The 13,310-nt window shown below is 71.8% G+C and carries 17 protein-coding genes; 3 read left to right on the top strand and 14 right to left on the bottom strand.

What is annotated here, in order from left to right; translation table 11 throughout:
- Window positions 1-7 precede the first annotated feature (7 nt).
- The 14 genes from WMF20_RS35660 to WMF20_RS35725 all read right to left on the bottom strand — a co-directional run bounded on the left by WMF20_RS35660 (window position 8) and on the right by WMF20_RS35725 (window position 10,844).
- The gene (locus tag WMF20_RS35660) at window positions 8-538 is read right to left on the bottom strand and encodes a hypothetical protein (protein WP_437606267.1); all 531 of its coding nucleotides are present in this window, start codon (window positions 536-538) and stop codon (window positions 8-10) included.
- Window positions 535-756, bottom strand: a complete 222-nt coding sequence (locus WMF20_RS35665) for a hypothetical protein (protein ID WP_437606268.1) — start codon at window positions 754-756, stop codon at window positions 535-537. Before WMF20_RS35665 ends, WMF20_RS35660 begins: the two co-directional genes overlap by 4 nt.
- Before the next feature lie 20 nt (window positions 757-776).
- On the bottom strand, window positions 777-986 hold the full coding sequence (locus WMF20_RS35670; RefSeq protein WP_437606269.1) for a hypothetical protein: 210 nt from the start codon (window positions 984-986) through the stop codon (window positions 777-779).
- A gap of 225 nt (window positions 987-1,211) precedes the next feature.
- The gene (locus WMF20_RS35675; RefSeq protein ID WP_437606270.1) at window positions 1,212-1,466 is read right to left on the bottom strand and encodes a hypothetical protein; all 255 of its coding nucleotides are present in this window, start codon (window positions 1,464-1,466) and stop codon (window positions 1,212-1,214) included.
- A 702-nt stretch (window positions 1,467-2,168) separates the two neighbouring features.
- On the bottom strand, window positions 2,169-3,881 hold the full coding sequence (locus WMF20_RS35680; RefSeq protein ID WP_437606271.1) for a hypothetical protein: 1,713 nt from the start codon (window positions 3,879-3,881) through the stop codon (window positions 2,169-2,171).
- Window positions 3,881-4,273 carry a VRR-NUC domain-containing protein gene (locus tag WMF20_RS35685; RefSeq protein ID WP_437606272.1) on the bottom strand — a complete coding sequence of 131 codons (393 nt, stop codon included), beginning with the start codon at window positions 4,271-4,273 and terminating at the stop codon, window positions 3,881-3,883. The genes WMF20_RS35680 and WMF20_RS35685 overlap by 1 nt, the downstream gene beginning before the upstream one ends.
- 7 nt (window positions 4,274-4,280) lie before the next feature.
- Entirely contained in the window at window positions 4,281-5,603 is a 1,323-nt protein-coding gene (locus tag WMF20_RS35690; RefSeq protein ID WP_437606273.1) for a DEAD/DEAH box helicase, read from the bottom strand.
- The gene (locus WMF20_RS35695; protein WP_437606274.1) at window positions 5,600-6,172 is read right to left on the bottom strand and encodes a hypothetical protein; all 573 of its coding nucleotides are present in this window, start codon (window positions 6,170-6,172) and stop codon (window positions 5,600-5,602) included. The genes WMF20_RS35690 and WMF20_RS35695 overlap by 4 nt, the downstream gene beginning before the upstream one ends.
- Window positions 6,162-6,575, bottom strand: a complete 414-nt coding sequence (locus WMF20_RS35700) for a hypothetical protein (protein WP_437606275.1) — start codon at window positions 6,573-6,575, stop codon at window positions 6,162-6,164. The genes WMF20_RS35695 and WMF20_RS35700 overlap by 11 nt, the downstream gene beginning before the upstream one ends.
- Window positions 6,575-7,291 carry a peptidoglycan-binding protein gene (locus tag WMF20_RS35705; protein ID WP_437606276.1) on the bottom strand — a complete coding sequence of 239 codons (717 nt, stop codon included), beginning with the start codon at window positions 7,289-7,291 and terminating at the stop codon, window positions 6,575-6,577. Before WMF20_RS35705 ends, WMF20_RS35700 begins: the two co-directional genes overlap by 1 nt.
- Entirely contained in the window at window positions 7,288-9,390 is a 2,103-nt protein-coding gene (locus WMF20_RS35710; protein WP_437606277.1) for a hypothetical protein, read from the bottom strand. The genes WMF20_RS35705 and WMF20_RS35710 overlap by 4 nt, the downstream gene beginning before the upstream one ends.
- An 88-nt stretch (window positions 9,391-9,478) precedes the next feature.
- Window positions 9,479-9,835, bottom strand: a complete 357-nt coding sequence (locus tag WMF20_RS35715; RefSeq protein WP_437606278.1) for a hypothetical protein — start codon at window positions 9,833-9,835, stop codon at window positions 9,479-9,481.
- Between the two features lie 69 nt (window positions 9,836-9,904).
- Window positions 9,905-10,522, bottom strand: coding sequence for a hypothetical protein (locus WMF20_RS35720; protein ID WP_437606279.1), 618 nt, complete (start codon window positions 10,520-10,522; stop codon window positions 9,905-9,907).
- Between the two features lies 1 nt (window position 10,523).
- Window positions 10,524-10,844: a helix-turn-helix domain-containing protein gene (locus tag WMF20_RS35725; protein WP_437617199.1), complete on the bottom strand. Its 321-nt coding sequence runs from the start codon at window positions 10,842-10,844 to the stop codon at window positions 10,524-10,526.
- Window positions 10,845-10,975: 131 nt separating this feature from the next.
- On the opposite strand from WMF20_RS35725, the gene WMF20_RS35730 reads away from it, so the two are divergent.
- The 3 genes from WMF20_RS35730 to WMF20_RS35740 all read left to right on the top strand — a co-directional run bounded on the left by WMF20_RS35730 (window position 10,976) and on the right by WMF20_RS35740 (window position 13,160).
- Window positions 10,976-11,647 carry a hypothetical protein gene (locus WMF20_RS35730; RefSeq protein WP_437606281.1) on the top strand — a complete coding sequence of 224 codons (672 nt, stop codon included), beginning with the start codon at window positions 10,976-10,978 and terminating at the stop codon, window positions 11,645-11,647.
- Window positions 11,648-11,934: 287 nt separating this feature from the next.
- Complete coding sequence (locus tag WMF20_RS35735; protein WP_437606282.1) at window positions 11,935-12,207, top strand: hypothetical protein; 273 nt, start codon at window positions 11,935-11,937, stop codon at window positions 12,205-12,207.
- Window positions 12,204-13,160, top strand: a complete 957-nt coding sequence (locus WMF20_RS35740; protein ID WP_437606283.1) for a BRO-N domain-containing protein — start codon at window positions 12,204-12,206, stop codon at window positions 13,158-13,160. Before WMF20_RS35735 ends, WMF20_RS35740 begins: the two co-directional genes overlap by 4 nt.
- The last annotated feature ends 150 nt before the right edge of the window (window positions 13,161-13,310 follow it).

Consider the following 13,310-nt stretch of genomic DNA (forward strand, 5'->3'; position numbering starts at 1 on the left):
TCGAATATCACGCGTGTTCTCGGCGGTTTGCGAAGTCCCGCCACGGAATCCGGCGTCCGGTCCTCGTGTCGAGGAACTCCCAGGTCCCCACGTACCGGCCGGTGCGGAACACGGTCCAGGCATCCGCCTCGACGAGCTCGACGCGGTGGAAGTCCGTGGCGCGGATCTCGTTCGTGTCGCCGAGCCGGAGCAGGCGAGAGGCCGCGCGGTGCCGGTGCTCGCGGTACCCGCCGGCGAGGATGAGGCTCACGGAGCGGTCCCAGGGGTGGTTGTGCAGCTTCTCGGCCTGGTCGCTTTGCTGGAAGTGGTGGAGGTACACGCGCGGCCCGCCGCGGGGGTACTCGGCAAGCTGGTAGCGGACCAGGTACGGCCGGCCGTCGGCGCCGAGGATGATCTCCCCACGGAGCTGCCGGGCGAGGCGCGCGCACGCCGCGCGTACGGCCATGCCGTCGCGCGCACGTAGCGCCAGGTCCACCTCACGAGCCCAGCGCGCCTGCGCCGCGTCAGCGGGCGTGTAGAGGTCCGCGACGCTGGTCACGGCTCAGGGCGCTCGACGGCGAGGTACCCCGCCTTGATGCGGGGCTCCGCGCGCTCGGGCGCGGGCTGGTCGAGACGCACCGTGACCGGCCAGACGCCGATCTCGGCCTTGCCCATCGCCTCGCGAAAGCGACGCAGCGCCGCGCGGATGGGCAGTTCACTCGCGCCGCGAACAGCGCAGCGCACGGCCCTCTCCGCCAGATGTGCGGCGGACATCATGAGTACAGAGCTATCCATTGCTAAGCTGCCGCCTGCGGCGAGGTCTCCACCGGCTCGTCCCAGGCCTGCACCGGGATCTTGAGCCGGTCCCGCATGAGGATGCGGTTCTCGTACAGCGGCTTGGTGCCGGAGCCCCACTTGCTCACCGTGCCCTGCGAGACACCGAGCTTCCGCGCGATGTCCTCCTGCCGCCCCGCGTTCCGCAACGCCACCATGCCTTTGCTGCGCACGTGTGAGGTCTAGCGCGCCTCCGCATTCGCGGAGGAATATTCGGCAGGGCATACCCGCGGCGAACACCGGTGATTGCGACCTCTGATCTGCGATCTGGTCAGCGTGGCCCAGTGCCGCCAGGAATAAAATATCCAGCTCGGATCCGGGTCGAATCACACGCAGCGGGACCCGTCGCCTCGGACCCCCTCAAACACTGTTCGCGGGGGGGTGCAGCAGAGCGCGGTCTACTCGGAGTCGCTCAGCGTCTCGGCTGCCTGCTGGATCGAGGTCGCGATGCTCTCGCCTGCCGCCTTGCAGCCCACCTCGACCGCCTCGGCGATGCTCAGGCCCTGCTCCTTTCCGTACTTGAGACCGTAGAGGAGCCCGTTCGTCGCGTCTGCCAGTCGGCGCAGCTCACGCGCCACATTCAGGACGGCGTTCACCATCGGGTCCTCGTCGTACGCCCCAGGCTCCCATTCCGTGCCAGATCTCACAGCCATCGCGCCACCTCCTGTGCCAGCGGGCCCACAGCGGGCCCGGCCAAACCTACGCCGCCTCTCACCCGGACGCATCACCGGCAGCGCCGAGACGCTAGCAGCCCGCCTCCGTTGCCGGGGGTGACGGGGGTGCGGTTCCGTGCGCCTCCTCGGCAACTTAGGCCAACGATTCCGAGCACTTGAGCCAAGGATCCGGCCACACCGGGTGACGGGGGTGACGGGGGTGACGGGGGTCTTTGCACCCAGGGCCTGGTGTACGGGCGCGCGCGTGTGCGCGCGTGCGTAGAATATACAAAACATCCCCCGTCATCCCCCGTCATCATCGGAAACACGTGTGATTCAGCGCAGTTAAGTGACGGGGGTGGAGCCGTCACCACCCCCGTCACCACCCCCGTCATCCCCGTCGCGACCCCCGTCACGACCATGCCCCGAGGCCAGCGGCGGCGGCCCGGCGGGCGCGCGCGGACAGCTCGTCGGGGGGAGCCCGACGACCCCTGCGACCGCCAGGCACTGCGGCGCCCCCCTAGGCGCCCAGCCAGGCACGACGACAAGCGCGAGGCGACCGCGGCCTGCGCCGCCTCGGGAGCTCGTCGCCGACACCTCCACGGCGGGCGAGGTCATGGGCTCGCCCCGCTGCATGAGCCCGGAGCAGCTCCGCACCGAGCGCGACGTCGACGCGCCTGCGGGCGCGGAGCGCGGCGAGAGCTACGCGCGCGGCACCTGGGCGACGCGCCAGGTGTTGTTGCCCCGGCGGTCCTCCCGGGAGTCGAGCATGACCCCGCCGATGTTGGTCCGCCTGTACTTGGCGAAGACCTTCCCCAGCTTCGTGGCGTCCGGCGGCGTCCTTGGCTTGGTCTCGACGAGCGCCTCGATAGCCTCCCGGGTGTCCTCGTGCCCGTCGGGCGGCATGGCCTCTCCGCGTACGCGCTCGGGCGGGTAGAGGCTCGACAGGAGCACCCGGAGCCTCAACCCCTTCCCCTCCTCGTCGAGGCGCTGAATGCCCGCCATGAGGGCGGCGAGGGCCACCCGCTCCGGGTTCGCATCAGCCGACTCGCTCGGGCGGCACTCGAGCGGGTCTGCGCCGCCGGCCCAGACGATCGCGTCGGCCACGACGGCGGTCCACGACTCGAAGCTGGCCCAGGTCCTGCCTGGAGACGGCCTCCCCGCGACAGCGTGGGCTCGCAGCAGGGTGAGCGCAGCGGCGACGAGTTCGGGCCGGTGCTCGCGGATCCAGCGCTTCAGGCCGAATGCCCTCTCCGGGTGCTTGAAGTCCGAGAGCGGGCGGTTCTCGGGCCGCTCGTAGGGGCTCTCGATGCGAGCGACCATGCACCGGCGCAGCATGTCGCGCGTCAGGCTCACGTTGTTGCCGCTGCCGAAGACCACCGTGCGCCACGGGAGCTGGAGGATGCGGTTCGTGCTCAGCAGCCGGAAGTCGACGCTGTTCTCGGCCGTCACGACCATCTCGAGCGCCGATCCGCCGAATTGCACCTCGGGCGAGAGGTTGTCGAAGTTGATGCAGCGCGTCCCCAGGAGCGCGTAACCGCAGAGGATCTTGTTCACCTCCTCGTCGGCCGCTCGCTTGTCGGTGGGGAAGTTCTTCCTGCCCGAGTCGCGCCCCGTCGCCAAGACGCAGGCGGAGTCAGCCTGGAGCGTCTTGCCGCTGCCTGGCGTGTTCGCGTCGAAGATGGCGACCGGCGTCGCCCCGCGGATGGCAGGACGGGCGATGAGCGTGAGCGCGGCGGCGACAGCCACGGATCGGCCCGCGGGTGTGCCGTACGGGAAGTCGATGAAGACGTCCTCCAGGACCGCCAGGGCGCGTTGCGCGTCCTCGCGCGTCGGCTTCGCCAGAACGGTCGGGTAGGCGCAACTGGGCGCGTAGATGTAGCCGGTGGCCGCATCGTAGCCCTGGGACGAGATCACCGTGCCGTCTGGCCGCAGCGTCGGCGTGTCGATCACCCCCACGAGCGGGCGGATGCCACCCCACTCCTTCGCGGCGTGGATGCCCTTGGTGATGTTGTCGGGCGGGACGACAGCGATGCTCTCCCCCGTCCGCGGGCTAAAGCGCTCCCATCTGGCGTATCGGGTCAGCCGCGCGCGCAGCGTGTCGACGGCGATCGCGTGGATCTGCGGCGCCCCCTCCTCCTCGTCGCCTAGGGTCGGTGCGCGCACGACGTGCACGAGGGTCGCGTCGCGCTGGTACAAGTCAGGATCGCCACGCAGTGCGGCGACGCCGAGCCGGATCGCCTCGTGGAGCTCCACCTCGCCAAGCCGGATGACCGGCCGATCGTCCAGGATCGCGTCGCGCTCGATGTCCTCGTCGCCGGTGTCGTTCATCGGGATGGGCGGCGGCGCGCCGCGCGGTGCCCGCCTTTGATCCACACGCCCGCCGCGCTGCGTCTCGACGCTCACCTCGCTCATCAACCGGCACCCCTCAAAGCCTGGACGAACACCATGGCCTCCTCGACGCTGCGCACGACCTCGACGAGCATGCCGCGCCGCCGGGCCGCCTCGTGCCACCGCGCCTGCTCCTCGCTCACGCGCCCGGCGCTCGCGCCGCCACCGCCCTCGCGCTTGAGCTCGAGCCAGCCGATCCGCCCGCCGACCGAGAGCAGGAGATCCGGCGAGCCAACCCCGAGGCCGTAGGTGAGCCTCGAGCGCGTGAGCACGCGCATGACGTTCTCGCGCGCCGCGCCGTCGAGCTCGCGCATGAGCTGGCCGTAGACGGCCCCGTGGAACCCTTCGCCCACGACGTTGGGGTGCACCCAAACGTCGTGCTCGCGCCCGAGCCCCACGAGGATCTCGCGCTGCAACCGCGCCTCATCTCGTCTCATTGGTCACCTCGCGCATCATCGAATCGTCGGGGAAGGCGCCGTAAACGCCCTTGTAGATGTGGCGCGCTCGCCACGGGGACCGCCCGGCCTCTCGCTCGCGCTGGGCCCACCTCCGCAGCGCGTCGAGGCGCCGCTCGGGCGTGTGGCGCTCGGCCTCGCGCCGCACCTCGGCCATGTCGCGGCGCTGGACGCGCGGAGCTGGCCGCGTCGGTTTTGTAGCACCGCACGACGGGCATGGTGTCCCCCGGCTCCACCCGAGGCACCTCGGGCACTGCATGGCCGGCGGCAGCGCGGTGGCGCGCCGCGGAGGAGCGCCGTCGATCGACCAGTGCCGCTCGTCCTCCGGGAGGCCGAGCTCGTGATACAGCCCGTACGGGTCGAGGAGCGTCATCCGCTCCTTCCCAGACGCCGGGCGGCGGCCGCGGCCGATCATCTGGATCCATGTCGACTCGCTCGAGCACGAGCGGAAGACGGCCACGACCTCGGTCGGCGGAAGGTCGGTGCCCTCGGTCAAGCAGAACACGTTGGTCAGCACGCGGGGGCCGCTGCCGTCGCAGTAGGTCCTGAGCGCCTCGCGGCGCCGCTCCGGATCGGTGCCCTCATGGATCGCGGCGGCGGGCGTGCCGGCGGCGGTGAACTCGCGCGCGACGCGCTCGGCCTCGTCGACGGAAGCGCAGAAGAAGATCGCCCGCTGCCCCGGGGTGAACTCGTGCCATGCCTCCACCGGACCACGAGCGAGATGCTTGACCCTCGTCGAGGGCGCGATGGTCCGGCAGGGGACAAGGAAGCCGCCGGCGACGAGCTCCTCATCGGTCGCCACATCGACGATGGCGTCGAACAGGTGCCGCAGCGGCCGATCGGGTGTGGCGTCGAGGCCGACCCGCCATGAGCGCTCGTAGCCTCGAGCGATCTCGGCCCAGAGCGGGGCGGAGTAGTGCCGCGCCTCATCGAAGATGACGAGGTCGGCAGCAGGCAGGTCCCCGCGCCGCGCGAGGGTCTGTGTCGACGCGACGACAAGCCGCGCGTCCTCGTTGCCGCTCGCCTCGTCGGCCCGGACGACCCGCACCGGCAAACCAGTCTCGCGCAGCCGCGCCGCCGGCGTGTCGATGAGCTCGATCCGGTGGGCGAGCCAGAGCACGCGCGACTCCGCGCGCTTCGCGAGCGCGGCGAGCGCGATCTCCTGCGCCATCCGGGTCTTTCCCGCCCCGGTCGGGGCTCGGACAAGCACGCCGCGCGCGCCGGCGCCGAACGCGCGCCGCGCCTCGTTGACCGCGCGGTGCTGGTAGCCTCGCAGCGGCGGCAGGCTCACGGGCTCACCTCGTCTTGGGGTTGCTCCAGCAGGGAGAGGGCGTGGCGGAGCTCCTCGCGAGCAGCGCCCACGCCACCGGGCCGGCGCAGGGCCTTCGCGGCCTCCTCCACGGCGCGGAGAGCGCGGCGGCATCGCGCGAGCGTGACGACGTCCTCCATCGCCTCGTCCATGCGCTCCGGCGTGCAGCGCCGCCGCATCAGCCCGCGGCGGTAGCCTCGCATCTCGGGCAGCAAGAGCGTCTGATCGAGCTGCCCCGTGGCGACGGCCAGCGCGAGCTCGTAATGCCACGGCGCGGCGAACAGCGCCGGCGGCAGCGGGCACGCGCCGCGCAGCATGGCACCGAGCACGTCGGCCTCGGCCTCGTAGTCGTAGAGCGCTTCCGCGGCTCGGCGCCGGCGGAGGCGTTCCGACTTCCGAGCGGCGAGGAAGACGGCGAGCCCCGCTGTGAGCTCGTGCAGGGCTCGCCGCTGCTCGAGCAGGAGCCCGCGCAGGTGACTGCACCTCGGGCACGTCGCCGAGGGCGCGGGACGATCCCGCGGCCGCCCCTCGCTCCGCGCCTCAGCCTGCAAGCGGTGCGCCCTCATCGCTCCGGCTCGCGACGCGCAGGGCCGCGAGTTCCAGCCGGAGTCCCTCGATCTCGTGGAGGAAGCCCGCGCGCTCGTCCTGCAGGTGCTTGCACATGCTGCAGCCGGTCACCCGCGGCGGCACCGGCGGGTACCAGGTCGGCTCGACGCCCAGGAGCGTGGCCCCGTCGCGGCGCGCCCGGAGCGCCCGGAGCCGCACCCAGGCGATCCCCAGCACGACGAGCGCGAAGACGCCCGCCACGGCCAGCAGGACCTGCAGCGCCCTCGGTCCGCCGAACGCCGCCGCGGCAATCGACCCGCCGCCGGTGATCCCGATGATGGCGATGAGCCTGAACGCGGCCCAGTCGTAGATCTCCTCGCGCGCCCAGTTGAGCTGGAAGTCGTTCATCACTTCGCTCCTCCCTCCGCCGGGAAGCTCCGATAGAGCTGCGCCATGCTCGTCGCGTACGGCTCGGGGCGCGCCGTGAAGTACCCCTTCCGGCCGAGCGCGAGCGCCGCGTCGTACGGCCGGCCCGCGTCGAACAGCACCACCGCCGCGGCGTAGCTCTGCGCCATGACCGCCCAGTAGTCGGAGCTCCCGACCTCCGGAGCCGCGTGCGCCCGGAAGCGCATGTCGATCCACCGCCACACGTCCGGGTTCTTCTGGACGCGCTCCTGCACGCGGATGACGTAGTACGCGCCCGACCAGCTGAACGCCGAGATGTTGCCCAGGTTGTTGCAGTGCACCGCTCGGCCCCGGGCGTTCTCGTGGGCCACGTGGGCCCAGGCGCAGGCGAGCCGCTTCGGCGACGGCGCGCGACCGAAGCGGAGCTCGTGCCCGCGGGCCAGCACGTCCCGCAGCGCCTTCTCCGAGAGCGGCGTCGTGACCTTCGCGACGAGCCCCGACGGGGCGGTGAGCGCAGCGGCCGCTGCCATCGTCCTGGGGCCCACGATGCCGTCGACGGCCAGGCCGCGGGCGCGCTGGAAGCTCCGCGTCGCGGCGTCCGTGCGCGGCCCGAAGTCGCCGTCGACGACGAGGCGGTACCCGAGCGCGACGAGCTGCCTCTGCCACACCGCGACGTCGTCGCCCTCGCACCCGATCCGCAGAAGCCGGGGCTCGGTCATCGGCTCACCTCCGCGCCGTCAAGCCCCACCTGCTCGGCGCGCTCGCGGAAGATCCCGCGCAGGCGCTCCTCCTCGCCGGTCGCCTCGCGCGCCCGGGCGCTCAGCATGGCCAAGACCCGCGGGTCGTCGGGATGGTACAGGTGACCGGCGCTATCCACGTAGCAGCTCCCGGCGAACCTAGAGCCGAGCAGCAAGATCCTCTTGACGTCCGGAAGAGGGTCTGGGCCCTCCCCATTGGGAAAGGGGAGTTGCGACACGTCGATGCCGTACTTCTCCTTCAGCCGTGCCTCGTAAGCCTGTGAGATGGCGCGATCGTGGTTCTGCGCCGCGTCGACGACTTCCAAGAGGCACGAGAGGATCGGGCCCGCCAAGCGCGACGCGGCGGCCGACGGATCCAGCGGCGCCTCGGCGAGGTTCCGCGCGAGCGGTACGGCGGCGCGGACCAGGTCCTCCACGTGCGGGAGCAGTGAGACCAATACGCCGTTCTCGAACACGTAGTTCTCGGCCGCTTCAGCGAGGGCGTCGTCGTGGCACGACCCGGCCGCCGGCGCCGTCGCCTCGGGCGCGGTGACGTGGACGCCCGCGTGCGCCGGAGCCGGCGCGGCGGGCACCTCGCCCCGCAACGGATCGACCGGCTCATCCACCGGAATCAGCTCCTCGACGAGCGGCGCCTCCGCGATGAGGCGCGCGAACGGCTGACCGGTCCGCACGACCTTTCCGTCGCGGACCTCGCGCGGGATCTCCCACTCCTCGAACCGAACGCCTTGGAGCAGCCATTGGCGACCCTTCGCGTCGAACGCGACCACGCTCGACGTGCGGTTCGAGCCGGTGGGGGCACCAACCTCGACGCGCACCTTCAGCTGACCCACCGCCGGCGGCGTCGCGTCGGGCATGAAGGGGCGCAGGCGCTTGTACCGCGTTGTCTGCTGGCGCGACGCATCGGCGATCGGGAGCGGATCGACCATGGAACGCAGCGCGCCGACCTCCCGATTGAGGAGCCGCACATCGCGCATCACGGATGCGAGGGCCTCCCGCACCAGCTCGATCAGCCCGTCGCGCGCCTCGGCGTGCCGCCTGCAACCGTACTGCTCGACGCTCTCCTCCGGGTCTTCCGGTGCCAGGTAGGCGGAGCTCCCGTCGGACCGGAAGCCGGTGATGACCCCGGCCAGGCGCGCCGCGGCGGCGTCGAGGCCGGCGCCGTGCGACGACGGTGGAGCCGACGGAGCGCCTGCACCGTCCCCCGGTGTCGATCCACCGACGCACGTCACCGTGTACATCCGGCCGCAGTCGCGGCAGCCGCGCGCCCCGAGCGCCATGGGCGACGTGTCCCGCTCGCCACAATGCGGGCAGCGGCCGAAGCCCTCGTTCCCGACGACCACGGGCGCCGGCGCCGCGGGCCCAGGAGCGGCGGTCACGCTCGCGAGCACCAGATCGATCAGGGCAACGCGATCTACGCTGGCGATCCCCGGGTACCTCGCAGCGAGCCAGTCGACCAGCAGGGCGCGGCGCTGCGGCTCTATCATCCACCGCCCGGCGGCGGCGTGGGCGGGCTGCTCGATGAGCTGCACGTCATAGCCCGGCGCGCGCGTGACGGCGGTGTCGACGGCCCAGCCGAGGAGCCGCTCGAGGAAGCCCTTGCGGCGCGCCGGCGCGGGAGGTGCGGTCGCGCCAGCGGCGACGTTCTCGGGCTCGGCGTCGCGCCGCGCCCCCACGCCGCTCTCGTCAAGAGCCGCCACGAGCACCGCGCGCACCAGCTCGATCGTGGCGTCGCGCGCCTCTCGATAGGTCAGCGCGCAGCAATCCTCTGGCGTCTTCGGCGCGTCGTCCGGCGACGTTGGCACGAGGCTCCCGTCGCTCCGGTATCTGGTGACGGCCTCGACGAAGCCAGTCACCGCGTCGTCGAGCGCGGCGACGATGGGATCCTCCGGGCGCTCGCCGCGCTCCTCGCCGCCGACCGAGCCGCCGATCCGGCGGAAGTGCTCGGCGTCCTCGGACGTGAACGGCGTCGCATGCCAGGCGATGCAGCGCAATGCCTCGAGGCTGTCGTCGCGGAACGGATGCGCAGTGTCACGGGCGGGCGTGTTCTTCTGGTCGGTCATGTCGAGTCGGTCTCCTGGGCGGCAAAGCCGCGGTGTCGTGTCGGTGAACAGGGCAGCGGCCAGCGACGGCCGGCCGCTGCCGAAAGGGTCAGGCGTCGATCACCTTGACGCTCTTGACGCGGCCGGGCTTGATCTCGCCGGCGCGCACCTTCTCCTGGAGCTCCTCCAGCGCGCTCGACACGGCGGCCTCGTCCGTCGTCGTCGCCGGGAAGCTGCGGCCGTAGTTCTGGGTCCAGTCGTCACCACCCCAGTTCACCTTGACGAACTTGGTGTGGGTGGGCGGCGGATCGCCGGCGTCCCGGACCGCCGCAAGCTTCTGCGAGGACTGCGAGCGGATCGCGTGCTCGGCGCGGCGTTCAGCCGCCGAGCGCTGGATGGACGCGTCGAAGTCGGCGCGCTCCTCCGGGGTGATGAGCGACGAGGATGACGGGGTGTTCTCGTTCATGTCGGTCGGTCTCCTGGGCGGCCGTGGCCGCGGTTCGGACGAGAGCGCCGGCGCGGGCCGGCGAGGGAGTCAGGCGCCGCCGACCACCGCGAGAGCGCGGTCGCGGGCGGCGGTCAGCGCGAGGAAGGCCTCGTGGGAGCCCCCTCGGTCGGGGTGCGCGGCGAGCGCGCGCTGCTTGAAGGCGCGCTTCACGTCATCGGCGGTGGCGTCGCGGGCCAGGCCGAGCGCGGCGAGCGCGGCGGCGTCGGCGACGGGGTTGCCGCGGATCCGGCAGAGCGCATCCTCGATGCGGCGGCGGGCATCCTGCGCGTCGCGCTCCGCCTGCACCTGGGCCTCCGCGTGGATCTCGCGCCAGCGGCGCTCCTCCTCGGCCATCCGGGCGGCGCGCTCCTCCGGCCACTCGCCGGTCCGCGCCCACTTCGCCCAGGCGGCCGGGAGCTCCTCGAGCGGCCAGGTGCGCCCGAAGGCGCGGGCGATGCGCTCCGCCTCGGCGAGGCCGGCGGCGTGCGACGCGGCGCCGCCCAGGCCGTCGGGCCGGGTGGGCGCCTCGCGCGTCGGCTTCGCTCGCCACCACGCGCACCACGTGTACCGGCCCGCCGGGCAGCGGATGCCGGACGGCGGGCGGCCGAAGGCGACGGCGACGTAGATGACGCCGGGCGGGGGCGAGGAGGAGGCCGGCGCGGGCACGTCAGGCGGCGGGCGGGGGGAGCGGGTTCGCGGCGGCCTCGTTTGCGGCGGTGGCCGTGGCTACGGCAGCCATGACCCGGGCCCTGCTCGGGGCTCGGCCCGTGCCGGTCGCGAGCCAGTCGATACTGCACCCGAGGACGCGCGCGATCCTGACCAAGGTGCCAGCCTGGGGGGACGCGACCTTCCCCCGCTCGATCATCCCGACAAGCGCAGGGGCGATGCCGGCGATCTGGCTCAGCCTGCGCCGGCTCACTCCCGCGAAAGTTCTCAGGTTCTGGAGTCGAGCCCCCAAAGTCTCCGGGGGACGAGCGGGTTCCGTCATGGCCAAGAGCTTAACCGAAACCAAGTTCTTGTCAACCAAGGGCTAGAGGTGACAAGCGCTTGTTAGTGGTGTACAGCACTCGGATGTCGTCACTCGCCGAGAGACTGAAGTGGGTCCTCCAGGAGAAAGGGATGAGCGCCCGCGAGCTCAGCCTGAAGGCTGGCCTAGCACCCGGCCACGTGGGCGCCATGATCCGAACGCTCGGGGATCGTGTGGCGTTTACCACGATCGCCAAGGTCGCCGACGCGGCAGGGGTAAGCGCGCTGTGGCTCGCGCGCGGTGAAGGGTCGCCCAAAGAGCCGGCGGTACACCGGGCGGATCCCCCGCCCGACCAGACAGCCTGTCCGATGATGGCGCATCCAATGTGGCCGACGCTGCGCCGTATGGCGGTTACGGCCAACCCAGGGATCGAGGCCTACGTCGACCGGGCGGGCCTGTCGGTGATCGTCGACCGAGACGACTTCATCGAGCCGGCCGACGTGGTCTCCCTGGCGCATTTCTACCACAGACTAGAGCTTCGCATGCAAGCAACCGAGATTGTTGACGCGCCGAAAAACGAGCCGAGTCTAGCGGACCGCTTCCGCCTTTTCGTCGCGTCCGAGATGACGGACTACCTGAACAAGGGGCACGGCGCCCCCCTGGCTGGCTCGGAGGACCGGGAGCAGTGGGAGCACATGCGGCTGCGGTCTCTCTCAGCGCTGCTGGAGCTCATCGCCCCCAAGGACGCATTCGGAGGGGCCCCAGAGGCCGCAGCCGGCGAGGCGCGCGAGCATCCTCCCCAGAAGAAGGCGAAGCAGAAATAGATCGAGTCGCTGGCGGCTAAGAACTTAGTTGACAAGCGCTTGGCTGCTGGTCAAGATATTGGCCATGCCTCGCCCCGGACGCTCGCCGTACAGCCCTGCCCCTACCCCCACCACCCGCCGCGCCCGCCAGGGCCGGCCCGCTCCTGAACCGCCGCCGCGCGCTTCCTCGACGTCCTGGCGGAGCTGGCGGGCACCGGCCTGCTGCGCCTGCTGGAGGCCGCGTGAGCAGCCGCCCCAAGCCCGCCAGCCGCGCCACGCGCCAGGCCGAAACGGAGCCGAACGAGGCGATGCTTCTCACGGTCCGCGGCGTCCTCAAGGTGACGTACCTGTCCGACCCGAAGGACATCAAGCCCGGGCCGCCGCGCGAGCGGATCCGCCGCTTCAGGGAGCGGGTCGACGCGGCGATGGCCGCCGAGTCCATCAAGGTCGAGCCGCGCGCGCTGGACGAGGTGCTGTGGTCCGACTTCGACGGGCCGTGGCTCGAGCGCGACATGGCGACGCGCGGTTCGAACGGAGTGCAGGTGTGGCTGGAGCGCGTGACGAGAGGAGCGGTCTCGTGAGCAGCGACATCATCAAGCCCGGCGCGGCCGGGGCGAGCGGGTACACGTTCCACGGCCACGTCGTCCGGAGCGTGAGCGTCCGAGGGCAACGGTGCCGAGTCGCCCGCGACTGCGGCGCGGCGCTCGACTACGAAGAGGGCGGGAAACGGTTCGTCCGCGACCTTACGACGGACTGGAAGCACATCATCCGGGAGGGGGTGCACTGGTACCGGCTGAAGGGCGAGGAGCTCCGCGATGCCAAGGCGCAGTTGGAGGCAGGGGCGGATCCCGCGCTTGCCTCCGACGGCGAGGATCTGAGGTTCGCCTCGGAGCTCATCGTCATCACCGACGTCGGCCTGAACCTGGCGCTCCTGAAGAGCGGGAAGCCGCGGGCCGTCGAGTTCCAGCTCTGGCTCGCCGGCGACGTCGTGCCGGAGATCGCCCGGACCGGGAAGTACGATCCGACCGCCCAGCCGGCCGCGCCGGCGATGCCGCCGTCGGACGACCTCCGCCGCGCCGAGCTCGTCGCCGAAGCGCTCCGCGGCATGGGCGAGCACATCGCCGCCGACCAGAAAGACGTGATCCGCGCCCACGTCGTGGCGCTCTGCACCGGCCTCGACCCGAGGCGCCTCCTCCCGGTGCAGGAGCAGCGCTGGAAGCGCCCCGACGAGATTGCGGCCGAGCTGGGAGTCACCCGCTACGAGGTGAGCCGGGCGCTCACCGCTCTCAAGCTCCGCGAGAAGGAGCGCAGCGACATGCACCGCGTGGTGCGCGACCTGAAGTCGCACGGCCACGGCACGGTCGACTGCCTCGAGTACTGCGAGGCGGCCGTGGCCGAGATCCGCGAGTGGATCGCCGCGAACCCGTGGACGCCGAAGCGCTCGAAGAAGAAGGCGCCGGCCGCGCTCCCGACCGATCCCACCCCTACCCCGGCGAACGACGCGCCGGAGAAGGAGGGGCCGACCGCCGCGTGAGCGCGCGCGGAGCGGAGTCAGCCGCTGGTGCTGGAGCTTAAGGAAACGCCGTGAGCGCGCACCCAACGTGAGAATTTCGGCGCGCTCGGCGTAAGGCTTGAAAGGGGGAAACCGCTCTGTTGGTGGAGCCTGGTGAGCGGGTCTCCGTGG

This window comes from Sorangium sp. So ce834 (genome assembly GCF_051521425.1).
GTDB lineage: Bacteria > Myxococcota_A > Polyangia > Polyangiales > Polyangiaceae > Sorangium > Sorangium cellulosum_D.